At 57.2% G+C, this 23,746-nt stretch carries 13 protein-coding genes and 1 pseudogene; 5 read left to right on the top strand and 9 right to left on the bottom strand.

What is annotated here, in order from left to right:
* Positions 1–16 precede the first annotated feature (16 nt).
* The 5 genes from RISK_RS01340 to RISK_RS01320 are packed head-to-tail and all read left to right on the top strand — an operon-like array spanning position 17 to position 7,990.
* Positions 17–463 (top strand): DUF1844 domain-containing protein, encoded by a 447-nt coding sequence (locus RISK_RS01340; RefSeq protein WP_047812458.1) that lies wholly within the window; start codon positions 17–19, stop codon positions 461–463.
* Positions 464–514: 51 nt separating this feature from the next.
* On the top strand, positions 515–3,856 hold the full coding sequence (locus RISK_RS01335; RefSeq protein WP_047812457.1) for a tetratricopeptide repeat protein: 3,342 nt from the start codon (positions 515–517) through the stop codon (positions 3,854–3,856).
* Between the two features lie 38 nt (positions 3,857–3,894).
* On the top strand, positions 3,895–4,812 hold the full coding sequence (locus tag RISK_RS01330; RefSeq protein ID WP_047812456.1) for a MotA/TolQ/ExbB proton channel family protein: 918 nt from the start codon (positions 3,895–3,897) through the stop codon (positions 4,810–4,812).
* 6 nt (positions 4,813–4,818) lie between these two features.
* A complete protein-coding gene (locus RISK_RS01325) occupies positions 4,819–5,241 on the top strand; it encodes an ExbD/TolR family protein (RefSeq protein WP_047812455.1) in 423 nt (140 codons plus the stop codon).
* A gap of 58 nt (positions 5,242–5,299) precedes the next feature.
* Positions 5,300–7,990 carry a prenyltransferase/squalene oxidase repeat-containing protein gene (locus tag RISK_RS01320; RefSeq protein WP_236695934.1) on the top strand — a complete coding sequence of 897 codons (2,691 nt, stop codon included), beginning with the start codon at positions 5,300–5,302 and terminating at the stop codon, positions 7,988–7,990.
* 193 nt (positions 7,991–8,183) lie between these two features.
* Here RISK_RS01320 and RISK_RS01315 read toward each other — a convergent pair whose 3' ends face one another.
* From RISK_RS01315 to RISK_RS01265, 9 genes and pseudogenes are all read right to left on the bottom strand, one after another.
* Positions 8,184–9,644 carry a DEAD/DEAH box helicase gene (locus RISK_RS01315; protein ID WP_047812465.1) on the bottom strand — a complete coding sequence of 487 codons (1,461 nt, stop codon included), beginning with the start codon at positions 9,642–9,644 and terminating at the stop codon, positions 8,184–8,186.
* Between the two features lie 1,156 nt (positions 9,645–10,800).
* Positions 10,801–11,493 (bottom strand): annotated as a pseudogene (locus tag RISK_RS01310) (transposase); the annotation flags it as partial.
* A 539-nt stretch (positions 11,494–12,032) separates the two neighbouring features.
* A complete protein-coding gene (locus RISK_RS01300) occupies positions 12,033–12,797 on the bottom strand; it encodes an RHS repeat-associated core domain-containing protein (protein ID WP_047812452.1) in 765 nt (254 codons plus the stop codon).
* A 299-nt stretch (positions 12,798–13,096) separates the two neighbouring features.
* Positions 13,097–13,597: a hypothetical protein gene (locus RISK_RS31255; protein WP_150122460.1), complete on the bottom strand. Its 501-nt coding sequence runs from the start codon at positions 13,595–13,597 to the stop codon at positions 13,097–13,099.
* A gap of 664 nt (positions 13,598–14,261) precedes the next feature.
* Complete coding sequence (locus RISK_RS31250; protein ID WP_150122459.1) at positions 14,262–14,603, bottom strand: hypothetical protein; 342 nt, start codon at positions 14,601–14,603, stop codon at positions 14,262–14,264.
* 195 nt (positions 14,604–14,798) lie between these two features.
* On the bottom strand, positions 14,799–15,335 hold the full coding sequence (locus RISK_RS01285) for a hypothetical protein (RefSeq protein ID WP_047812449.1): 537 nt from the start codon (positions 15,333–15,335) through the stop codon (positions 14,799–14,801).
* A gap of 291 nt (positions 15,336–15,626) precedes the next feature.
* Positions 15,627–17,195: an RHS repeat domain-containing protein gene (locus RISK_RS01280; RefSeq protein WP_047812448.1), complete on the bottom strand. Its 1,569-nt coding sequence runs from the start codon at positions 17,193–17,195 to the stop codon at positions 15,627–15,629.
* A gap of 941 nt (positions 17,196–18,136) precedes the next feature.
* Positions 18,137–20,005, bottom strand: a complete 1,869-nt coding sequence (locus tag RISK_RS01275) for a tetratricopeptide repeat protein (RefSeq protein ID WP_160311385.1) — start codon at positions 20,003–20,005, stop codon at positions 18,137–18,139.
* 53 nt (positions 20,006–20,058) lie between these two features.
* Positions 20,059–23,220 carry an FG-GAP-like repeat-containing protein gene (locus tag RISK_RS01265; protein WP_150122457.1) on the bottom strand — a complete coding sequence of 1,054 codons (3,162 nt, stop codon included), beginning with the start codon at positions 23,218–23,220 and terminating at the stop codon, positions 20,059–20,061.
* Between the last annotated feature and the right edge of the window lie 526 nt (positions 23,221–23,746).

The following is a 23,746-nucleotide window of genomic DNA, read 5'->3' as shown; positions in this document are numbered from 1 at the left end:
GTTTACCTGATCTGCCATGACAAACTCTGATCCCAAAGAAAACGAACCAGACGAGTCGCCTCAAATCGTGGTGGACTCGGATTGGAAAGAACAGGTCGCCAAAGAGAAAGAAGCCTTGGCCGACCAGCCCGATGCCGATCCGACCGAAGTCGCCCCCAGCAGCGAACCCGTGGATGAATCGACGGAAGCGACCGCAATGCCCACCGGCGGGGCTCAGCTTCCGCCAGCCAGCTTTGAAGTCCTGGTCTCCATGCTGTTCACGCAAGGCATGAGTGCACTCGGCCAAATCCCGATGCCAGGTCAAACGGAAGGCCACGTCGACAAGGCAATGGCCAAGCATTCGATTGACACCCTGGAAATGCTGGTCGGGAAGACCGAAGGCAACTTGTCGGACGACGAATCAAAGATGTTGGGCGAAGCGACGCACGCGTTGAGGATGGCCTACGTCAGCACACGCGGTTAGAGTGAAACGCTGGTTTCTTGGATTCGCTTCTCGCACTTGCATTCTGCTGCCATGCCAACCATCGTTCGAACACCGTTGTTCGGCCTCTCGTGCTTCCCCCGCGTTGCTGGTTTGTTGCTGGTGATGACCTTGGTCTTGAACGGGCCAGCGCATCGTCTGGTTGCTCAAGATGATTCGACACAGGATTCCGCCGCTGTCGCGCTCTATGCCGACGCGGCGAACTTCCAAACCAACGGTGCAATTGGGCTGGCCGTCGACACCTGGACCCAGTTCCTGAAGAAGTACCCCGACAGTGCACTGGCATCCAAAGCCTCGCATTACCTCGGCGTCTGCTACATGCAGCAAGACACCCCAGATTTAAAAGCCGCGGCCGACGCCTTCCAGGTCGCCCTTCAAGACACCGACTACGATCTCCGCGAAGAAAGCTTGTCCAACCGTGGTTGGTGCTTGTACGCCGCGGCGGGAACCGGCGAAGAAGCGGACCCCAAACTGCTTCGCGAATCGATCGCGACCTACGACACGCTGATCAAAGAAAACCCCGATTCGCGATTGCTGGACCGGGCGTATTTCTATCGAGGTGAAGCCCAGTATGCGATGGGCGAACTGGACGGAGCGATTGAATCTTACAACGCGATGATGAAACTGGATGGCATCGCGGATTCCGTCTTGCGATGCGACGCGCTGTACGCTCGCGGTGTCGCATTGGAAGAACAAAAGAAGTACGACCAAGCCCAGTCGTCGTACCAACAACTGTTGAAAGCCTGCGCCGATTCGGACTTGGTCCTCGATGTCGAGATCCGGATGGGCGACATGCTTTTGTTGCAGGGCGAAATGCAGGCAGCCGTCAAACGCTTTGATTCGGTTGCAAACCATGCCAACGCAACTCCCGAGGACAAAGCGTATTCCTTGTTCCGGCAAGGGTACGCGTTCGCTCAAGACGGCGACCCGAGCCAGGCCTCCGCTTCCTACGAAAAACTGCTGACGCAGTTCCCAAAATCTCCTTACGCTGCCGCGGCAACTCTGGCCTCCGCCCAAACGCTTTATCAAGCAGGGGACCTTTCCGGCGCGGCCGCTCGCTTTCGAGACGTGCTCCAAGGCACCGATCCTGAGGCCGCAACCGAATCGGCACACTGGTTGGCTCGCATCGAACTTGGCACCGCGAATCGTGACCCCACCAAGCTGTTGAAGGCGGCCCAGTCCGCTTATGAAGTGGCGTCGGAACAAATCAAGCGAGGTCCCCAGGGCAACTTTGCTGTCGCGCTCAAACTGGATGCGGCCGAGGCCCTCTCCCTGCAACCCGACCGACTGAAAGACGCTCTGGATCAATACCGAGCCATCGCCAGCGACCATGCCGAGCATGCTCTCGCACCGCGGGCTCTGTACAACGCCGCATTCGTGGCGTTGCAGCTTGGTGAGACCGAACAAGCGGCAAAGTTGGCGGATGACTTTGACGCCAAGTACCCGCGTGACCCACTCGCACCGGACGCGTCATTCGTGGGTGCCGAAGCCCTGCTGGCATCGGGCCAAGCGGAGGCCGCTGCAAAACGCTACCAATCATTGGTCGACAGCCAACCACATCGCGACCACCCCCAGCGGCCGACCTGGATTCTTCGCGGGGCGACCGCTTGGAAGGCCGCAGGCGAGCCCACGAAAACCGCCGCCCTGATTCGCGAAAACCTGGGGGCGATGCAAACGCCGGAACAAAAAGCCGAAGCCTTGCTGCTGGCCGGACAAGCGGAATTATCCAGTGGCGATGCAGCGCAGGCCGCCAAGTCGTTTCAAGCCAGCCGGGAAGCCGCCCCTGAGTGGGCCCGTTCCGACGAAGCCTTCCTGATGGCGGGTCAGTCCCAACTGGCCGCCGGGAATCGCGACGCGGCCGCGGGCATCTGGAAAGAACTCATTCGCACCAACGGCGAAAGCCGGATGGCCGACCAAGCCCGTTACAAACTCGGGCAACTCGCCAATGGCCAACAACAGTACGCCGAAGCGATTGAATACTTTGCCCCCATCCTGACCTCCCAACGTGACCTTGGCCTGTTGCCATTTGCTCGCTACGCCAAGGGCATGGCGGAACTGCAATCGCAACAACACGCACAAGCCGTGAAGACTCTTTCCGAATTGATCAAGGAAACCCCCGACCACGCTTTGATGGACGATGCACTGCTCTCGCGAGGCATCGCTTATCGTCACCTCGACCAAGACACCGAATCACGAAACGACTTGACCGCGTTTTTGGAAACCCAGCCAACCGGCAACAACCTCGGCCACGCACTCTACGAACTGGCGTTGCTGGATCAGAATGCTTCGCAAACCGCGAAGGCAGCCGAGAGTCTGCAACGAATTGTCGAGGAGGTCCCTGACTACCCCGACATGGACAAAGTTCTTTACGAACTGGGCTGGTCACTTCGCGAGAGCGGGCAAGACGAACAAGCGTTGGCCCAGTTTGAACAACTGATTTCAAAGTTCCCCGACAACGCCTTGGTGGCGGATGCAGCTTACTTCGTCGGCCAAGATCACTACCGCAAGGAAGGCTGGACCGAAGCCGCGAAGGCGTTTCAAATCGCAGCCGACAAAACGGCCGATTTGGATCTGAAGGAGAAGTCGCTTTATCGCTTGGGCTGGTCTCACTACAAGCAGAAAAAGTACGCCGAAGCCGAAGCCGCCTTCAAACGCCAGTACGTCGAAGTGCAGCAGGGCGGGTTGCTGCTGGACGCGATGATGATGATCGGTGAATCTCGCTTCAAACAAGAGCAGTACGACACAGCGCTGCGGGCGTACTCCAAAGCCCGTGAAAAAATCGTTGCCGAGAACGACTCGGCCAAGTCAATCCGAGACCGAGCCGAGCGTCAGGTCCGGGAATTGATTTTGCTGCATGGCGGACAAAGCGCTGCTCAGCTGGGTCAATTTGAGGACGCCATTGATTGGTACAACGAACTCCGCGAACGATTCCCCGCGACTACCTATCTCCCCCAAGTGTTCTATGAGATCGGATTCGCCGCTCAAAACGCTGGGAATGACGAACAGGCATTGAAATTCTATTCCGAGGTCGCGGACAATTTCCGAAGCGAAATTGCTGCTCGCGCTCGGTTCATGATGGGTGAGATTCACTTTGCGAACAAAACGTTCGACAAAGCGATCCCAGAATTCCAACGCGTCATGTTTGGTTTTGGGGCGGACAAAGCCGATCCTGTGATCAAGAATTGGCAAGCCAAGAGCGGGTTCGAGGCGGGAAGATGTGCCGAACTGCTGACGCAGTCCGCACAAACCGATGCCGCCAAAGCGAAAGCCACCAAGTTCGCCCAGGATTTTTACCAGTACGTGATCGATCAACATCCCGGGCATGAATTGGCTGCCAAGGCCAAGCAACGGGCGGAGGCACTGAAAGCACCGTGAGATTTCTTCCCAACGACCGACGACGCCGGCGCACCACGTTGGGCATCGCTGTCCTTTGGTCCGCGTTGCTGATCACCGCGGTACCAAGTCCGTTCCTATCGCAATCGGTGTCCGCTCAAGAAGGCGCCGAACCGACGGGTGCCACGCAAGGCATCGTTGATGCCGCGGACATCCAGTCCGTGATGAACGACGAACCCACGCAGCAACCCGGTTCGGACCAGCCCTCCGGAATTGACCTGCTGTCACTGATCGCGCGTGGCGGACGGTTCATGATCCCCATCGGACTGATGAGCATGTTGGTCGTGACGTTGTCGGTGGAACGGACGCTGTCGTTGCGAACCGAAAAAATCCTGCCGCGATCACTGGTCAACCAAATCAGCGATTTGGCCGCGACGCACGAGACATTTCCACCCAGCACCGCGCAAGAGATTTGCACCGAGAACCCGTCTCCTGCCGCGCGCGTGATCTCGTCGATGCTGATGCGCACGGGGCAACCACTGGGCGACATCGAACGCGCCGCGGGCGAAGCCTTGCAACGGGAAGCGGATCGCTACGCCAGCCCTGTGCGTTGGCTCACGCTGGCCGCTGCCGCGACCCCGTTGATGGGATTGCTGGGGACCGTGTGGGGCATGATTGTGGCCTTTCACGAATCCAGCACGTTGACGGCAGACCGCAGCCGTAGCGAACAATTGTCAGAAGGGATTTACACAGCCCTGGTGACCACGCTGGCTGGACTGACCGTCGCGATCCCTGCCGCCATCCTCGCCCAGTACCTTGAAAACCGAATCGCCAAGTTGTTTCATCGCATCGAAGAATTGGCGTTCACCATCGCGCCCGGATTGGTGCGTTTTGTAGGCCGTTCGCGAATGGACGCGGAAGGTCAACTCCGCCCACTCGACAACGGGGCACCACCGCCGGTGACCGTCCACTCACCGCCCCCTGTCACCACCTCGTGATCGATCATGGCTGTTCAACTCAAACGCTCCAACGTTGCCGGAACACTCAGTCTGACCCCATTGATCGATGTGGTCTTTTTGCTGCTGATTTTCTTTCTGGTGACCAGTGAGTTTGAAGACGAGGAACGCCGGCTCGACATCGTGCTGCCGTCAGCGACCAGCGCCGTTCCGATGACCAGCAAACCACGCGAAGTCGTGGTTGACATCGATGCCGATGGGACCGTTTACCTGCGCGGCAAATCCACCCCGCTGAAAGAACTCGAACGACTGCTTCAAAAAGCGGTCGCCAGCAACCCGACCAACCAAACGGTGGTGATCCGCGCCGACCAAAACGCCAGCTTTCAACCGGTGGTGAACGTCATGGACGTGTGCAATCGCACTGGAGTGAGCGACTATTCGGTCTCCACCAAAGACGGGCCAGCGGGCTGATCTGGTGAGTAAAGAACCAACCTTCTTTGACGAGATTGCAGATCCCGAGGACGAGCGCATGTGGCCGCTCGACCTGGCCTTGGTTTCGTTGACCGGCCTGATCCTGTACATGATCTTGGGTTACCTCTCATTTGATGACCCAAGACCGCTGTACAACGCCTGGACTTACGTGATCGCGGTGCCGCTGGTCGGTGCTGGACTTGCGTTTGGCCTGCACCAGGTCGCGTCCAAGTACGTTCAGAAATCGTTCCAGCTTGGGTTCCTGTTCAGCATCTTCGTGCACCTGCTGTTGATCGTGCTGGCGGTGCGTTGGGTGATCTTCCCCCATTACTTCCCGGAAGCCTTCGCCGGGGTCAAACCCGATCGTTCTCCGATCCGCAAAACAGTTCCGGAGTACCTGTTTCAGAAGCCCGATGAATCCAATGCGGTGACGCCTGACTGGTCCCAACCCGTGGATGCCGAGACGACATCCCAAGTCATTCCGCTCGAGCAGCGGCAGATGCCACCGGTGAAACGTTCCGCGCCGCGACTGGAAATCCCTCGCCCCAATCAAGAGCAACCGCGAGAGCCAGAAAAGTTCTTGATGGAACGCGCTCAGCCGGAGATGGCCAAACCGCAGCCCTCGGAGTCGCCATCTCGCTTGGCTCGACGACGACAACCGACCGAGCCGACGCCTCAGTCACAGTCTGCCCCTCAAGCCCCCGAGATCGACACTGCAGTGGCGCCGACGGCAGAGCAAATGCCTGCCGAGAAATCGACGTCTGCGGCGGCCAAGCGTCAACGCAGCGGCGCCAGCGTCGCGATGTCAGCGGACATGTCGCCAGCTCCCACCCAAGACACGACACCGATGCCGACCCCGACAATGCGAGCGATGGCGGAATCGATGCCGACGGTTGGGTCCGCAGGGCTGGCTCGTGAGCGCAGCCAACGGCAGCGTCCCACGCGGCAATCCGCTGCCGGAGCTGCCCCCACGCCACCAACCGTCTCGATCGCGAAAGTGGAAGTCGACGCGGAACGCATGCTGACACCGGAACTGGCTCCGATTCAAAGAACCAGCCAAGCGGTGGGCGCCAACGTGACGCTTTCACCCGGTGAATCCGCCATGGCCGCGGTCGACAACGCGCCGAAAACGGGGCAGGGCAACCTGCCTCAGGCAGCGAGATTGGCCACGATGGCGGGGATGCCCGAGGCAACCAACCAAGCACTCAGCAGGCCACGATCCGCCAAACGCCGAAGCGTTGGCCAACGCACGGGCTCCACCGGACCGGGCCCCGATTCGGGAGCCATCGCCGCGATGCTGGCCGATGCCACCGACGACGGCTCCGCGCCGGGCGAAGCGTCCGATGCGGCCACGGACCGGATGCAGAACGACGATGGCCCGTCGCGTGACGTGGCCCGCTCTGCCGAATCGTCATGGAACGAATTGGCGATGACGGCGGACCCTGTCTTTGATCTCAACGCTCCGGAGGGTCCAGCGGGATTGTCCATCGAGCGAGCGGACAAAGCGGGCATCGTCCCATCCGATGAACCAGTCGAAATGGCCGCGTTGGATCTCACCCGGGGCCAGCGTCAACGACGCGATGTCGGTGGACCAGTCACTCCCGCAGGTCTGTCCATCGCAGCCGTGGAACAGTTCAGCCGGCGTGTTCAACGCACCAACGGCGGCGCCGCGCCCGCGCCTGCAGGCATGGTCGGCCCCGCCACGGAAGAAGCCATTGAACTTGGACTCGCGTTCCTCGCTTCGCTGCAAAACGAAGATGGCAGCTGGGCACTCCAAGGGCACGGCGAAGACGTGATCCTGCAATCCGACACGGCCGCGACAGGCATGTGCCTGCTGGCGTTTCAAGGTGCTGGCTACACCCACCGGCAACATCAGTACGCCTCTGTTGTCGCCAAGGGCCTGAAGTTCTTGATCGACAACCAACGCACCAACGGTGATTTGTACCGTCGTGAAAATCCGCTGAGCGACCAAAACGTTGCCTTCTATTCCCACGGAATCGCAGCCTTGGCATTGTGCGAAGCGTACGGCATGACCCAAGACAGCGAACTGCGTGAACCAGCCCAGATGTGCCTCAACTACATCGAAGCAACTCAGCACCGACAACGCGGCGGATGGCGTTACACACCGCAGGTCAGCAGCGACACCAGCGTCACGGGCTGGATGATGATGGCCCTCAAGAGTGGCGAATTGTCCGGGCTGGATGTTTCCCCGGACACTTACGCTGGGATCAATCGCTGGCTGGAACTGGCCAAAGCCAGCCCCACGGAACGGGACCGCTATCGCTACAACCCGTTTGCTCCCGACACGCCTGCCCAGGCTCACGGACGCCGCCCATCACCCACGATGACTGCGGTGGGCATTTTGATGCGAATGTATTCCGGCTGGAGCCGCGAGAATGAAGACATGCAATCGGCGGCAGACTACATCGCCAAATTCCCACCCAGCGTTGGGACCAACCGAGTCCCGCAGCGAGACACTTACTACTGGTACTACGCCACCCAAGTCATGTTCCACATGGGCGGTGAGCACTGGGAGAACTGGAATCAGTATCTCAATCCGGTCCTGATTGACAGCCAAATCAAACGCGGTCCCGAAGCAGGCAGCTGGGATCCAGAACTACCCGTTCCCGATCGCTGGAGCGCTCACGGCGGGCGCTTGTACGTCACCGCGATGAACTTGCTCAACCTGGAAGTCTACTACCGGCATCTGCCGATCTACGAAGAGACCGGCGCTCAACCAACGCCTTAGGCTGGACTGCAAAATTTTGCTATGAATGCTTTGATAGCGGATGCAATTTCCCATCCAGCTTCTGCCTTTCTTCATCCCGGTAGGGATGTCAGATGGTAGCCGTCGGTAAGCGATAGCGCCACCGACGAACATGCAAATCCCGCCTCGCCACTCTCCATCCGGCGAAATGGATTGAATCAACAGCCGGTGAGACTCAGCGTGACGAAGGTCGTCCGCCACGTCCGCGACCGTTCTTGGAACCGCCACCGGACTTGCTGGCTTCACCGCCTGCGGACTTGCGTCCGACCGTGCTGCCACGACCACTGACGCTGCCTGCAGCACGTCCACGGCGACGTCCGCCGCCGGGCTTGGATCCACCGCTGCCCGAACCACCTTGATGGTCGGAAGAAGATCGCGAACGACCTCCGCCGCCGGATCGGCCGCCCGAACGAGAGTTCGATTTATCGCCCGAACCTGGGTCCTGAAGCGGCCGAGGCTGGCAACCGGGCAGTCCAGTCGCAACCGGAATCTGAAGCTTGATTTCGCGTTCAATCGCAATGAAAAACTTGGTCTCGTGGCCGCCACAGAACATGACGGTCTCGCCTTCACGGCCCGCTCGCCCCGTTCGACCAATGCGGTGCACGTAGGCTTCGGGAGTGTTGGGGGTGTCGTAGTTGATCACCGTTTGAATGCCATCGATGTCGATGCCGCGAGCGGCCACGTCGGTGGCCACCAACACATCCAGTTCATCATTCTTGAACTTATTCAGCGTCCGCACACGATTGGCTTGCGTTTTATTGCCATGAATCGCCGCCGCTTTGACACCGGCTTTGACCAATCGACGCGCCACCGCATCGGCGCCGTGCTTGGTGCGAGTGAACACCAACGTCGACCCAGTGGCCTTCGTTTCGATGAAGTGATTCAGCAATCGCGGCTTGTCAGCTTGGGCGACAAAGCAAATCGACTGTTCGATGCGCTCGACCGTTGGCTTTTGCGGTGCGATCTGGATCGTGATCGGATCGACCAGGATCTCATCGGCCAATTTGCGAATCGGGCCGGGCATCGTCGCGGAGAACAACAGGTTCTGCCGATCGCGAGGCAGCAGTTTCAAAATGCGTTTGACATCGGGCAAGAACCCCATGTCGAGCATGTGATCCGCTTCGTCCAGAACGAGGATCTCGACGTCTTTTAAATCCACAAACCCTTGGCTGACCAAGTCCAACAATCGACCGGGCGTGGCCACCAAGGTGTCCACACCGGATTGCAGTTCGCGAACCTGTGGATTTTGGTTGACACCTCCGAAAATGACCGTGCTGCGAAGCCGAGTCTTCTTGCCGTAGATCCGGAAATTCGCCTCGATCTGAGCCGACAATTCGCGGGTCGGGGACAGCACGAGCGTGCGGATGGGGCGCCTTCCGGGGCGACCACCACGACGGTTGGACGGCTCTCGCCGTTCCTGATCGTCTTCCCACATGATCTGCAGGATGGGCAGTGCAAACGCCGCCGTTTTTCCCGTGCCAGTTTGCGCGGCACCCAGGACGTCGTTGCCGTCAAGAATTTCGGGGATCGACTGAGCTTGAATCGGGGTGGGAGTTTCGTAGCCGGCTTGCTCGAGGCCTTGCAGCAAAGGGCCAGACAGCCCTAAATCTTCAAATTTGTTCAAAACAGGGTCCAAGGTTGGGTTCGAATCACGTGAAGCGTGACCCATGCAATCAGCGAATCCCAAGAACCATTCCAGGTTGCTCAAGAACTCGCCCCAGGACCAAGATGGTGTTCCCCTCGCTCACAACCATGTGATCGACACAGGGACCCAATGAACCCGGATGCGTTGCCCGCCATTTCGCGAAAACAATCGTCGCGGGCGGTTTGTGTTGAAAGACTAGCTCTCCGTCCCCAAAAGTCCATTGCAAATCGGCTCGATCGTCATGGAATGCGACTTTCTGCCCCCCAGCGATTCACCAGCGGAGCAATCCTCACTCCCCCAATCGCTCGGCTCAACAAAGCCCGAAGGGTCGCCAGATCCACTGCCGGGGTCGTCAGGCCCCGGAACGATGAACCGCCCAAACAGCCCGCATTGGGCTGAGCTGAACAAGCGAAAATCTTGCGGAAGATCCGCGTCCCGACTCTTCTCGGTTGGCTCCTAGCGATAGCCCTCGGTGCGGTGATCGAAATGACTAAGCGGGCAGGCAGGAATGACTGGGTAGAACCTCACGCAGGCGAGCCTCTCTGAGACTCGCAAATAGCAGCGTCTCGGAGAGACACCGCTACGTGACCAAACCCAATGACTCCCGCTCACGTGCTTAGCACTGGGCTGGATACGCCGGTACGGTTGGACTGGAAATGGTGTCGGACACGAATGGCGTTGTCCAAACTCCGATGGCGGTGCAAGGCCGACGGACGGGTGCCGAGGCAATGCACTTCATGCCGTGGTTGATCCTCATGCTCGCCGACTTGCGCGGGGAGCCGCCCGTCATGCCAGGCAACCGACCCGCCGGTCTGCCATCCGACTTATGTTCCCAAGCCGCGCTGGATTCCCACCCACAAACGATCGTTCCCGGTCCCGCACAAGGATTTCGACGCAGAGTCGCGAGAGGCGGTGAGGCGCAGAGGGATCAGACGTTACGACTCTCCCCTGCGTCTCTGCGACTCCCCGCCTCTGCGTCAACTTCTTCCAGAACCGAGCGAGATCAATGGGACGGAGGTCATTGTTGAGAGGATGCGCCTGCTTGTGCCCCTGTCCCCCCTTTTCTTCGCCGTCCAAAACTGGCTGCTTCCTATTCTTCTGTTGATTGGACGCCCGAAACTACCCCCGTCCCCTTTGATCGGTCCCCTTCCGTGGGGATCGGCTTGAGATCAAACGCGGCTGAAGGGATTCGTTCTCCTTTGCAAGCTTCAATCCGGTCGTAGGCACTGGTGTGGGGGCTGGTCTCGGGCGTGGTGGACATGGCCGCTCGAACTGGATTCAGGTCGACGTACATGCTACACGCGAGCAAGCCCGCTTCATCGACAATTCGTTGGGCTTTGAAGCGTCCTTCCCAAAACCGGCCGGTGCATTCGTCTTGTTTGTTGGCCATCCGGGCGATCGGTTCGGCCAGGGCTCTCATGAACCAAGAGATGTCAGACAAGCGACGGCGAACTTCAGCCAGTCGCTCTTTATCTCGAACCAGCATCTGAACGTCATTTTCGGTGGGTTCGGCCAAGTGTTCTTCGAGACGTCGGCCGGGGAAGACTCGCAGCCAGCGAATCGCGACCTCTTCGTCGCTCCACCGAGCACAGACGTCCGGCCGATTGCGGAGGATCTGGTGCATGTGGTTGCTCATCACCGCGTAGGAAAGCACATCGACTGCGAACACCGAGGCCAGAGCCTCCATCCGCCGACGAATCCATTCCTTTCGAAACGAGAAATCCTTGCCGGTCGCCTGGTCAACACCAGCCAGAAAAGCCCGGCGGACACATCTCTGCACGACATGCACGATCCCAACTTCGCTGGAATCAAACTGTTCGCATCGCTGAGGCCGCGGCATGGCTGAGCTCTCTATCTCGGAACCGACTGACAAGACAAAGCGATCCTACGCAGCGGCGATTGGAAGTCAAGGTTTGGTGGGTGGCACCATCCGGCGCGATCATTTTTTTCATGAATTCGCACTGGGCATTACTGCCAGGAAATTATAAGTGGCGGCAAAATGCAGCTACGCTCTCATGGGGACTCGAACGAAGTGTCAATTTCTCCACGGGATGTACCGGCCGCTGAATGGAAGCTTCCAAAAATCGCCAGCGACACAGATGTAGTACCATGAAAAATAATCCTTTGCTCGTCCCTCTCCAACAGTCACATCGACTCTTGCGAACCCTGGGACAATATAGTGAGGTTGACAACAGATGGCCGGGAGCGACTCAGACGCAACACCCAAGCCCGAGAGCATATTTTCCACGTCAAATTCGCAACGCATCGCTAACTTGTCGTGGGAGAGCGCTCCGATATGCATCTGCAGCACTACGGCCATAAAAAAAGATGCAATCAGCAGGTTTCGCAACGAGAATTGTAGCTTCCAATGCTTCATTGTCAGTACGGGAACACAGGTGGTGCTGTATGGTACGTGGAGTCCCAATAGCATTTTTCCAGCGCGTGCATAAACGCAATAGTGCCGTAGCGAGGAATATATATCTCCAACGACTTCCGCACACACTCCCGGCGAGAACTTGGGTCGGTAAACGCATCGCACGAGCCCTCAGCGATAATTGCGCGGATCTCCATGCACATTACTTCTTCGGCAAAATCCGCATCCGGCTCGAAAAGTTGTTGGTAGATAATCTCATGTCCTTCACAGCTGTCGCAGATATCGAAGACGTGCTGAAGCTCATGTTTCACAAGAGTGTCTATCGTAAGCCCTTTTGCTTTTATGTCGGGGTCGTCATAGAAGACATCTATCGTAATGGACTCTCCGGTTGCATTTGTTACTGCACCGCTAGTTTCAGACTTCGAACTTGATCTTTTGCAATTGAGATTAAGTGAGTACCTCGCTGCGCACGATGGAGGCAATGCTGCCGCGATTCCGCTTGACCATTGTTTGCATTTTTCGAAATTCTTGATTTCCCAATTTTTGTCTGGATCTGGCAAACCAAACTCGATCATCCCGGTTGGGTCGACACCAACCGTTGGGTTCGATTTCGTGTACCTGTACAAAGACCACTTGCTCCCTGTGAACCCGATCGGATCTCTGGAGCAAAAACTACCCACCCGTGCATTGTACATTGCGGACGCATCCTGAGCACAAATGCTCAACATACCGACCAACAGCATCGCGGGCATCAAGAACTTCGCGAACATGAAGAAGGCTCTTAGGGTTGAACGCCAATACTGCTCGGCGGCTGGCTGAGTGAAATTTCGGGGAAGGAAAACGGATCGGGCTGAGAATTCGGGGCCATGAGATTGACTGGATGACCAAAGGCGTCGAACGGTTGCTGGTTTCTTTGTGTCAACCGACGTTGCTGGGCCATGATGTCAGGATGATCCTCGATCCGTGGTGGCCGCACCAACGACGTCAGGTGGGACCTGCACATCGGATGGCTTAACAAAGTGAGCGAGCCAGTTTGATTGCTCCACGGCCAAAATTCGGGTGGTAACAGCTAGCGACCAATCATCATGCGTAAGTCATGAAGCTTCTCATCCGCGAGGTCCAGCCTGCCTTTGTAAACTACGTCGACACTTCGATAGGTTGCCCCGTTGCCGCTTGTGTCTTCGTTCGTAAATTCAACCACTGCTGCTTTCAAAATTAGATTTCCGTACCGATAGTCATCGGTCCACAAACGCAATCCAGAAGCAGGCTCGATGGTGTACGTGAAGACTCCGCCGCTTCCAACCCGAGGCTCTCCAATAACTTCAACAACTTGATCAATAGAAGTGAGATGATTTGAAATAAAGTCCACGACATGCCTAGCCTGTTCCTTCGATAGCTTACCAGGCTTGTGAGATTCAAGGTCGCGATTAGCTGAAACATCGGTTTTGGGTGTCGGTCTGCACCCGGAGCAAAGAAGCATCAAAACGGTTGCCAGTGCGGTCACCTTCACAATGCCCAATCCCTCTCTGGGAATAGCTGTTGTCACACGATGTAATGTCAGATTGGACATGGTGGATCTCGCCAGCCCTCCGCGCCTTTGCAATGCCGATCTCTCTTCTTCTTCGCTGCTTCGTAGTAATCTTTGAATTTTCCGCAGCTAACTATATAGACAAACTTTTCGCCTAGATAATCAGAGCCTTCGGGACAGCTGAAGCAAAACTTAAGGATGTTTTCTGCAGCACAATCAACAGAAGCCTGATATGCGGGACACTCTCTTTTGCCTCTTACCAATGGCCTCGCTAGCCACTGCCGCCACTCACGAAGCACGTAGGCTTTACTGTTCTCGGTAGTGGCATTTCGGTAAGCTTCCTTGGCTCTGCCGCAGCAGCTGTCAGTTCCTTTATTTTGCTCTACGTGAACATCTTCGTGTCGTTTGGTACATGGTCTCGTTGGCGAATTGCCTGGGATGTCTACGATTGAAGGTCCGCCACCTTCAATGTCACATTCTGTTGTGCCGTTGGCAGCCAACCCAGAGAAGTCACTGTACCTGCAGGGGTTGGAGGACACATATTCGTAGAGACCAAAAGGACTGCCTCTGAACCCGATTGGATCTCTAGAGCAGAAACTCCCCACTCGTGAATTGTACATTGCAGACGCGTCCTGAGCGCAAATACTCAACATCACGACCAACAGCATCGCGGGCATCAAGAACTTCGTAGACATGAAGTAGGCTCTTAAGGTTGAACGCCAATACTGCTCGGCGGCTGGCTGAGTGAAATTTCGGGGAAGGCAAACGGATCGGGCTGAGAATTCGGGGCCATGAGATTGACTGGATGACCAAAGGCGTCGAACGGTTGCTGGTTTTTTTGTGCCAACCGACGTTGCTGGGCCATGATGTCAGGATGATCCTCGATCCGTGGTGGCCGTACCAACGACGTCAAGTGGGACCTGTACATCGGATGGCGTGATGCATGTTTGACAGCGAGCGCATAGCTGACGCTGGCCTCGGGCAAATTGAAGTTATCTTCGAAGCAGTGCCCACGCGATGCGAGGAATACAGCAAACGCTTCATCCATCGGAAGGGATTTCAGATAGTGCCCGCGTTCAACGGAAGACCTAGCGATTGGATGTGGCCATGTCAGGTAATGAGAATCGGGATAGCTGTTGAGCCCGCGGTTGGTCCCCTCAACATTGATGTATTCACCTTGGCCGTCCCATCGACAAAACACGTGAGCCTTCGCTTGGACCAAAAAAACGGGGTAATTCAATCGCTAAGCGACTGCTGTGTACAGGACTGGCATTGAAACACAAGTACCGCCGTTGTCGCTGTTAATCATCCCATGAATAAAGAGATCTTTGCTGCGAGTGAAGTCGATCTTCTCAATTCGATCCGGGTTGTACTGGACGCCGAAGTCCTGCTGCAACACCGTCACCAACATCAACATGCGGTAGTAAGCGATGGAGTTTTCATACTTATCCGGTTCGGTGTAGAAGTTCACTATCGTTCGCTCAGTTTCCTGCCGAACCTTGTTCGCCCATCGATCAAGCGTTTTTAACGAACGGGAAATATCCAGGTCTTCACTTCCTGGCAGTCCTTCTGCGCACCGCAAGTTGAGCAACGCAATGTCTTGTGTTTTCAGATCGTCGGAAGCCATCATCGACAACTCACCGAGGGTTGGCGATGGCTTGTCCGCGATTGCTGACAACTCGGTTGCTGGTGGGTGCTTTCCCACCAGGACTACTGCAGAGCCTCCAACGCCGAGAAGAAAAGCACCGATCAGTGGAAAGGCAAAGTGACCACGTTTCACGACCGTCGCAGCAACTGGTTGCGAATTCGACGTGGAATCGACTTTGCGGCGTCTTCGCTTAGAACCCATCAACTGCCCCAGGGGGTTTCGGCGGAGTTAGTTCACGCCCAGGATTGTCCATATTCGTCGGGTGGATGCAAGTAAATTCCCATTCCTTTTCCTCGCTCGTCTGATTGACCCCGCAAAAAACGTGATTCCTCGACAGCACGTTACTGAAGGCTGGCAGCAAAGTATTCGTTGGCGAAGCGATCAAATCAGTTCTGTTCATGCGGCTCTTCCTACCTCATGTGATTAGCGACGAAGTCGAAACTGGAAAAGGTGTCGGACACGGAATTGGCTGACGTCGTAGCCGCTCGTTCCGACATCGAACCCGTAACCGCTCATCGTTCCTATGATCCCCTCACTGGTCTTGTTCTTGTTGGCGTCCCAGCCGTAGCTGAGGTTCCCGATCGACGCGCCGCTGAAGCTGATGCTCGCTAGCGTGTTGTCGTTGTTGTACGCCCGTGTTTCGCTCACACCGTTATTGTAACTGCTGGTGAGCATCCGGCCGCCATCGTCGTACGTTCGCGTGTCGATCGTGGTGCTGTCGAAGTCGATCCCGGCAAGCTGGCCGCGGTCGGTGTAGCTGCGATCGACCTCTTTGCCGTCCGGGTAGGTCAGCTTGGACACTTGGCCCGCCGCGTCGTAATCGGTCAGGATCGTGTACGTCTGGCCGCCGATCTGGATTGACTCACTGTCTTTGCGACCCGCATCGTCGTAGGTGTAGGTAACCGTGTTGCTGTAGCGGCCACTGACGGCTGTCAGCATCCGGCTGGCGTCGTCATAGGTGAACGTGTCGGTGTGGCTTTGACCTGACAGCGGGCCACTGGCGTGTCCGGTGTAGGCCTTGCTGCTCAGGCGACCAGCCAGGTCGTAGGTGAAGTCACACGTGTCACCTTGCTGGTCAGTTCGCTGAACCGTGCGTCCGGTGGCGTCCGGGGTGAACGAGACGATTCCGTAACCGGTTTGACCGATCGTGCTGCTGGGCACGTGGTCCGGGTAGGTTTCGGTCAGCTTGGTGCCGGCCGCGTCGTAGGTGTAGCTGGTGACTTGGTCCTCGGCATCGGTCAGCGATTCCAGCTGGCCGGTGTCCGTGTAGGCGAACTCGGTTTCACCCGAGAGGCGATCGACCTGTTTGATCTGGCGTCCGCGTGCGTCGAACACGTAAGTCGTCGTGTTGCTCTTGGCATCGGTCGAGGAGACCTTGTTGCCGGCCAAGTCATAGCCACTCTGCGTCACGCCACTGGCGGTGTCGGTGCACTGGGTGTCACGCCCCAGGGCATCGTAGAGGCAGTCCTGGCCGACTCCGTTGGGGTCGCGGACCTTGAGCCGGTTGCCCGAAGCGTCGTATTCGTAGCTGGTGATCTTGCCCAGGGCATCAATGCTCTGGATCGTGCGTCCCGCCGCGTCGGTCAGGCTTTTGCGGACATGCCCCAGAGCGTTGACGCTCTGGGAGGCCAGGACGGTTCCGTAACCGGCGATGGATTCGGTTTGGTCATGGACGGTGCAGTTCCAGGTGATCAGGTCACTGCTGTCGTCGATCATGCCGCTCATCACACTACGGCCGGCACCGTCGGAGATCGAGAAGCGAACCTCGCCCTCGGGGTTGATCGAGACTTGGGCGGAGCCCGTGGCATCGGAGTCGAACGACACACCGGCTCCACCGTTGGCCGTGGTGCCAGCCAGCTTGGTCAGGGCATCGGCCAGCGAGACCGCGGCGCTGCCGATCAGAGGTGTCACGCCGGTGGCGTTGTCCAGGCCGACTCCATCGGTCAGGTCATCGTCGTAAAGGTACTGCTCGGTCAGTCCGTCGGCTGTCACTCATCGATCCTTTCCAATCGAGTGCGGTCCCTGAATCAGCCTCCGAAGAGAAGAACCAAGTGCCGCAGACATTCTGTCAGTCTGAGTGAGCCGCCTGCTCGACTGCATTTATGCATGGCGTGGATCCGAAGAGCAAGGAAAAACTGGTAAAAAAGAGCTCCAGGAGCACTAGGCCATCGCAAACCATTCCCTACGGCTACTCGACCGCCATTGAGCCCATCGAGCTCGATTGGACGCGAGTTCTTCGCCCCAGTCGATGCCGGCAAAAGCGAGACCTCACTGAACGCTCCTTTGAATCATTCCAACCTTCTTTTTACCGAGCACTCAGTGCTTCTCAGAACTTGGAGGTGGAGCAGTTTTCCTCCACCCTCTCTTGGGAAGGTCAGCCCGCTTCGGACCGGGGAGGGTTACGCTGGGCTGCTAACTCTTTGAGCTTGTGGCGGCCATGCGTTTGCGCAAGTTTTCATCCCGGCAGGGATTTCAGATGGTAGCCGTCGGTAAGCGATAGCGCCACCGATGGACACGCCCCCCACGCCGCCACTCTTCATCCCGCCGTGGCCTTTGGCCACGGCGGGATGAAGAGTTTTATGGGAGCTCGCTTTCCGGGGGTACGCTGCTACGCAGCAACCCCCGGCTACCATCTGAAATCCCTACCGGGATGAAGAAAGGCAGAAGCCGGAAGAAAATTGCATTCGTGATCAGAACGCCAATAGCAAACATTTCGCAGCCCAGGGTTACGCGCTGGTTCCGATGCTCGCCCCTCCCCTCGCTTCGCCCGACCCTCCCAGAGGGAGGGCAATGATAAATGCTTGGCAACACGGCACTTAAAAACTGCACGACCTCCTTGCGAGGTGGGGCCATGCTCAATTGCGCATTCGTTCGACGACCGAGCGGGCTCGTTTGGCGGCGGGAGCACGCGTGTGGGAGGAGGTTCAGACTGATCAAGGTTGTTGATCGAGCGAAATAGCACGCAGTCGTCGAGCAGCTTGCTGGTGCAACCGACTGCGATCCATCCGGTTCTCCGCCTGGAATATCTGAGCGAGGTACTCATGAGCGACAAGGAGCGTCGAGTCAATTCGAAGTGCCTGCTCAAACGCAAGAATCGCTGGCTCAATCCGATTGGCATTGAGTTCACAAACCCCAAGCATGAAGTGGTCACCAGAGACCCGACGCATTTGAGTCAGTTCACGGTACCAGGACTTCGCTGCTTCGTTGTCCTGCAACCTCAATGCAACCCGTGCCAACACATCCACCGCACCGACGTAAGTGTGCGACCCCACGGACTCCGATTCGACAACCGACCGAGCCAAATTCTCCGCGGTCGACCACTTCCCTGCGGCAAAGTACGAATTGGCGAGAGTGGTTCGAACACTCGCGTCGTTGACACCCGACTTGAACAGCTCGACCAACTCCCGCTGCGCAACTTTGAAATCATCCTTCATCGACCCTGGCAATCCGCCACTACTCGCGAGCGAGTGAAAGGCCAGCAAGCGACGGCGTTCACGCTCGGTTTCCTCCAAGTGGTCCGTTGCCGAAATCGCCACCAGACGGGGCTTTTCAGATGCCGGGGCCGAGGCTGACTTTGGAACAGAAAGCTCAGCGAGCAGGAAGGATTCGTCGTGAACCGCGATTCGATGATCATGCAACGCGGCATGTGTCACGTTGGTTGGCCGTTTAGGCATGTGGCATGCCTGACACTGATCCTGCTGTGTTTCAATTCGAACCGAAAGCGGCACATCGCACGAGGCAGGGGACGCGTGGCATCCGATACAGAGATCCCGGTACGCGACGGCTTCACCGGAGACTGGGTGAGGATGGTGACAGGTCACGCAAGACAGCACCTCCGTTTGCAGGTAGCACTCACTTTGATGCAGTTGTTCGGTATGGCCGACAATCCGAAAACTCTCTTCCCCCTCATCAAGTTGAAATTCGGTGACATGCTCCGAGAGCAACTCGCCGGGATGAAAGTCCCAGCGATCAAAGTCGCTCGACGAGCTTGAAACGATCCCTTGCAAATGACACTGGCTACAGATGGCATCGCGATTTTCCCGAGCGATTTTGCCGGGATGAACAATGTTCATCTCAGACGGTGAGAGGTTCTCGTCGCTCTTTTGATCGGCAACGTGTTGCACTCCCGATCCATGGCAACGCTCGCAGGCAATGCTGGCGTGAGTGATTGAAAATTGACTTGGCTGAACTTTGTCAGCACGCACTTCTCCGACGTGACAAAAAACACAGGTGGTGGTGACGACACGATCGAACATGGCAGAATCCTCGCCATCGAATCCCGGTGAAAGTCCCCACTGACTTGTCTGCTGATACCACGTCAGTGGAGATTCGATCCAATACCCGTCTCGTTTTCCGAGGTAGGTGTGGGCGTGAGTGCCAGACCCAAGTTCCAAAACCAAGTCGACAGAATCCTGGGCAATCAACTCTCCATCGGTTCCCAAAACGGATTCTCGATGCCGCATTCCCTCGTCGGTCATCTCAGCTTCATACAGGCGTCCAGATTTGCCATCGACGAAGTCACTGCCCAATGGGAGTTCCTCACGCTGGATTCGTCGCGCCGATTTGGCATGCGTCGTTTGACTGAAAGCCTCCGCCTGTTTCGGATGGCATTCAATGCAAGCATCCGAGCCGATCATCCCGGCGGGCAAAGTTCCCCAGTCATGCGAGGTGCTCGGAGCGACCGACGTCGCTGACTCAGAGGACAGCCAATCCTGCCAATTCGATGTCGGCGAACCACTCGGATCCACCGCTTTTTTTTGTCCGCAACCGACGCTGCTGCCAGCAATCAAAGCCACTGACATTGTGAACCAAAGCGAGTGCAAACACCGATGAAATTTAGCAGGCAGCATTGGATTCACGGGAGGGTCGTCAACCTGGCTTGTCCTTCGACGACAAGCAAAACCTGATTGGTTTCGACATTCTTGAACGTCTCCTTGAGTCCCGATGGCCATGCGACGATCAGATCAACACCGAGCCCTTGTGGAATCCCGCCAACAAAGAGTGTTGGCTCGTCTTGGCACGCGTACCCACCACCGCTAGTCAGCCACCGAAATTGTCGCCCTCCGTCATACTCGACCGTGAGTCTGGCACCGACGGCGGAGCGCTCGCTCTCGACTCCGACCAATCGAACATTCAACCAGTCACGCTCAGAATGAGAGATCGTTTGATTTTCGAGGAGTGAAACGGGGCGATCTTGAAAAGTCGCCACCATGTCCACCAACCCGTCTCGGTTCAAATCCGTTCGTATGAGCCCTCGCCCAATCGAGGGCTTCGCCCAGTCGTTGTCGACATCCAAACTCTGGAATTGAGTCGATTCCTGAACGAACAATTGAGCCGGCATTTTGTGAGGCATCCCCCGATACTCCAGATTTTCGATATGCCCGTTGAGCACCGCGATATCCTCATCCCCATCGTTCTCAAAATCGAACGCGACGGTTCCAAATCCGAGCACCGGAATGCTGTCCCTCGCAAGTCCACTCGCGGTCACATGGTCACTGAAGAAGCTGTCTGCGTTCTGCAAATAGAGGTGAGCAGGTTCATGGAGGAAGTTGGTGATATGAAAGTCAATCCGGCCGTTTTGATCAAAGTCCGCGGTAGCGATTCCCATGGACGCTCCGCTGCCACCGAGCGAAGAGAACGCACAACCACGAAGCTTCGCGAAGTTGTTCCATTGCATTTGTTTTTTCCCGGTGAAACCATCCCCCCCTCGCGCAGGACCACGTTTCCAAAATCGATTGGGCTCCGTGTCATTGGCAACAAAAATCTCATTGCCAGGTTGATTGTCAAAGTCACCCACCACCACGCCCAAACTGGGCGCAGCACCTTCCTCAAGCCCCAGTGTTCGCGTGTCCCAGTGACCTGTGGGTGACCGCACATACAAAACGTCCCCCGCTGCCTGGTAAGATTCCGGTCCACGGTAATCGATCGCTCGCCCATGCTCATTCGTTGGCAGCGTCTCGAAAACGCGAGGGTCATTCAAGTACCGAATTTCAAAGACATCCGGGATCCCATTCCCAGTGAGGTCGGCGATCGCGTGGCCGGAAGACCAGGCGTGATGACTGTTCCAAGCAGGATCCTCCGAATGCGAGAACGTCCCGTCTGCATTGTTGATGAAACATTCGTTGTTTCCGAAATTACTGACCAGCAAATCCGGCCATCCATCCTGATTCAAATCACCGGCCGCAACTGCCATTGTGAACCTCTGATCCTCGACCGAAGCGACCTCGGAACAATCCTGGAAGGCGCCAGCGAGCGACCGGAATAGCCGGTTGGAGGATTCTGCTGACACCTCTGTGGTCGCTGCATCGTTCGGATGACAGCCACCCTGGCCCAAGAACAGATCGATCCATCCATCACGATCGAAATCGGTCGCACACACGGCGCCACCAAACTGTTGAAAGATGCTCAAATCTTGTGGACGGGGTGGATCCGCATTCCGATAGCGAAAATCGACCTTCCATTCGCGTGCTCGATCAACGAACCGAACGACAACTTCCGGATCTGCCGATGGGTCGGTCTCGACCGGCCGGGCAGGACCAACGGACTTCGTCTTTTCGAGCATTTCCGAAAGCTTCTCGATCGCTCGCTGATGGGTAGCGATCGGATCGTCACTTCGCAGCCCAAAGGTATTGTCACTGACCGTTGGGAATCCAGACCGGCTCTTTTGCAAGGCTTGATAACGTTCTTGAAGAGCCCCGACACTTGCCTTCTCCACCTTGGATCCTTGCGTCACCGCGATCATTCGCCACGCATTGGCCTCCAGCTCTCGTCCAATTTGGTCCAAGTGCTCGGCAAGTTGCAGCATCGAAGCCGCCAATGACTCGGAAGCATTCTGCGGAGAACTTGCCCCCTGACCGCCGATTCGGTTGCCCAGCACCACGGTTCTTTTCAGCCGTTCCATTCGCTGTGTGATCTCGTCCTCGACATCATATCTCTGCGTTTGGTTCATCCAGTTTGCAAGCAAGCCGAGAGCGACTCGATCGGTTGGATCACGATGGATGGCTTCCACCATCAGCTGGATCGCCAAATCGGTGTCACGCAATTGATCGTTGACAAGCCTGCTCAATGCAAACCAATGATCCGCCCAAAGAAGCTGATCTGGATTGAGGTGCTCCCACCACAAACGAAGATTTTCCTTGTCGTTCGCGTCCACGGCAGCGCGGCCAAGCAGCGCCAAGGCGGCATCCCATCCTGACCCGATCGAAGCTTGTGCTTCTGAGTCACCAATCAAACTCGCAAGTGAATCAACCGCCAAGTGTGGCTGGTGAGAAGCCATCGACCGATGAGCCTGGGAAATGGGCCCAACCCAACCCGACAGACCTTCGCTGGATGGCTGGTTTCCGTTCACTGCTGAAGTCAGCGACGGATCTTGAATGGAAAGCAAAGAAGCCAGCTCAGCCTGTCGAACGTCCCCTAAACGCACCAGATTGCGAAGGTATCGCGCCGCTTCGTGACGTCGCCCCAATCGATTCAACAAGGCCGCCAACTGACGGTGTGCCTCGGTCGCCTCAGGAAAGCGATCCAGCAGATTCCGATAGCCGGCAATCGCCTCCTCATAGTGGCCCGTTTGGGCGAGCCAATCGGATCGCATCCCCAACGCCGCCGGTCCCACTTCCGGTTCATCCAATTGGATTCGCCGCAGTGTCTGGATGGCTTCGTCAACCAGCCCCAGGCGATGATATTGAACCAGTGCGGAAAAATACAGAACCGCCGAATCGTTTGGAAACTGATCCAGCGACTTCTCGACGATTTCAAACACAGCGCTGTCTGAATTCCGATCAGCGTCGTGGACCACAGAACCATCTAAGATCCGATTCAATTCGTCCAAAGAGGCTTGGCGATCAGGCGGGTCGGATTGGGCGTCCTGCCGTTCGGTCGTTTTGGGATGCGAAACCTCCCGCTGCAAACTCGCGGATACTTCTGCTTTGGACTCCGCTCGAAGTGGGGCGTCAGGTGGCGAGACGTTTGGCTGACAGCCGATCGCAGCACCCAGGCACGCAAAACAAAACGAGACCATGCGACAGACCGCCCACCACCCTCGCTGGTCACGACGACCGCCTCGCTGTTCCTGATTCGCCCGCACACTCACACTGCACCCATTCAGCGGTCGGGCGGCTTTGAAATACCTTGCTCGCCCATCTTGCAAACCCCGCCTGCGCAGCGGTCGGGCGGCTTTGAAGTGCCGATCCAGCAGTGAACTGAAGACGCCCGCCCGTGAAGAGGTCGTGCAGTTTTTAAATGCGGTGCCAGCAGCGTTTTGAGAACCCCGCCCGACGAAGTTGGGAGGGGTCGGAAAGCGAGCGTTCAGCGAGATTTCCGGGGGAGGGCAATTCGCGCCGCTTCCCATACTGGGGCTCCCTCCCGCACGGACGCCTGAACGGGGTCGCTCGACCTCCCCCAAAACTTCGTTCTGGGGGAGGTGCATCATGCGGAACTCAGCTGAAAGACGGTGCCGATCAACTGCTCGACCTCTCCAGAAAGAGCGGCCAGAAAGCAGCAGGCCTGACTTGGGAAGAGCAATGTCCTCCAACAAGGAAGCAGTG

The organism is Rhodopirellula islandica (assembly GCF_001027925.1).
Taxonomy (GTDB): domain Bacteria; phylum Planctomycetota; class Planctomycetia; order Pirellulales; family Pirellulaceae; genus Rhodopirellula; species Rhodopirellula islandica.
This window is presented reverse-complemented; position numbering and strand designations above follow the sequence as displayed.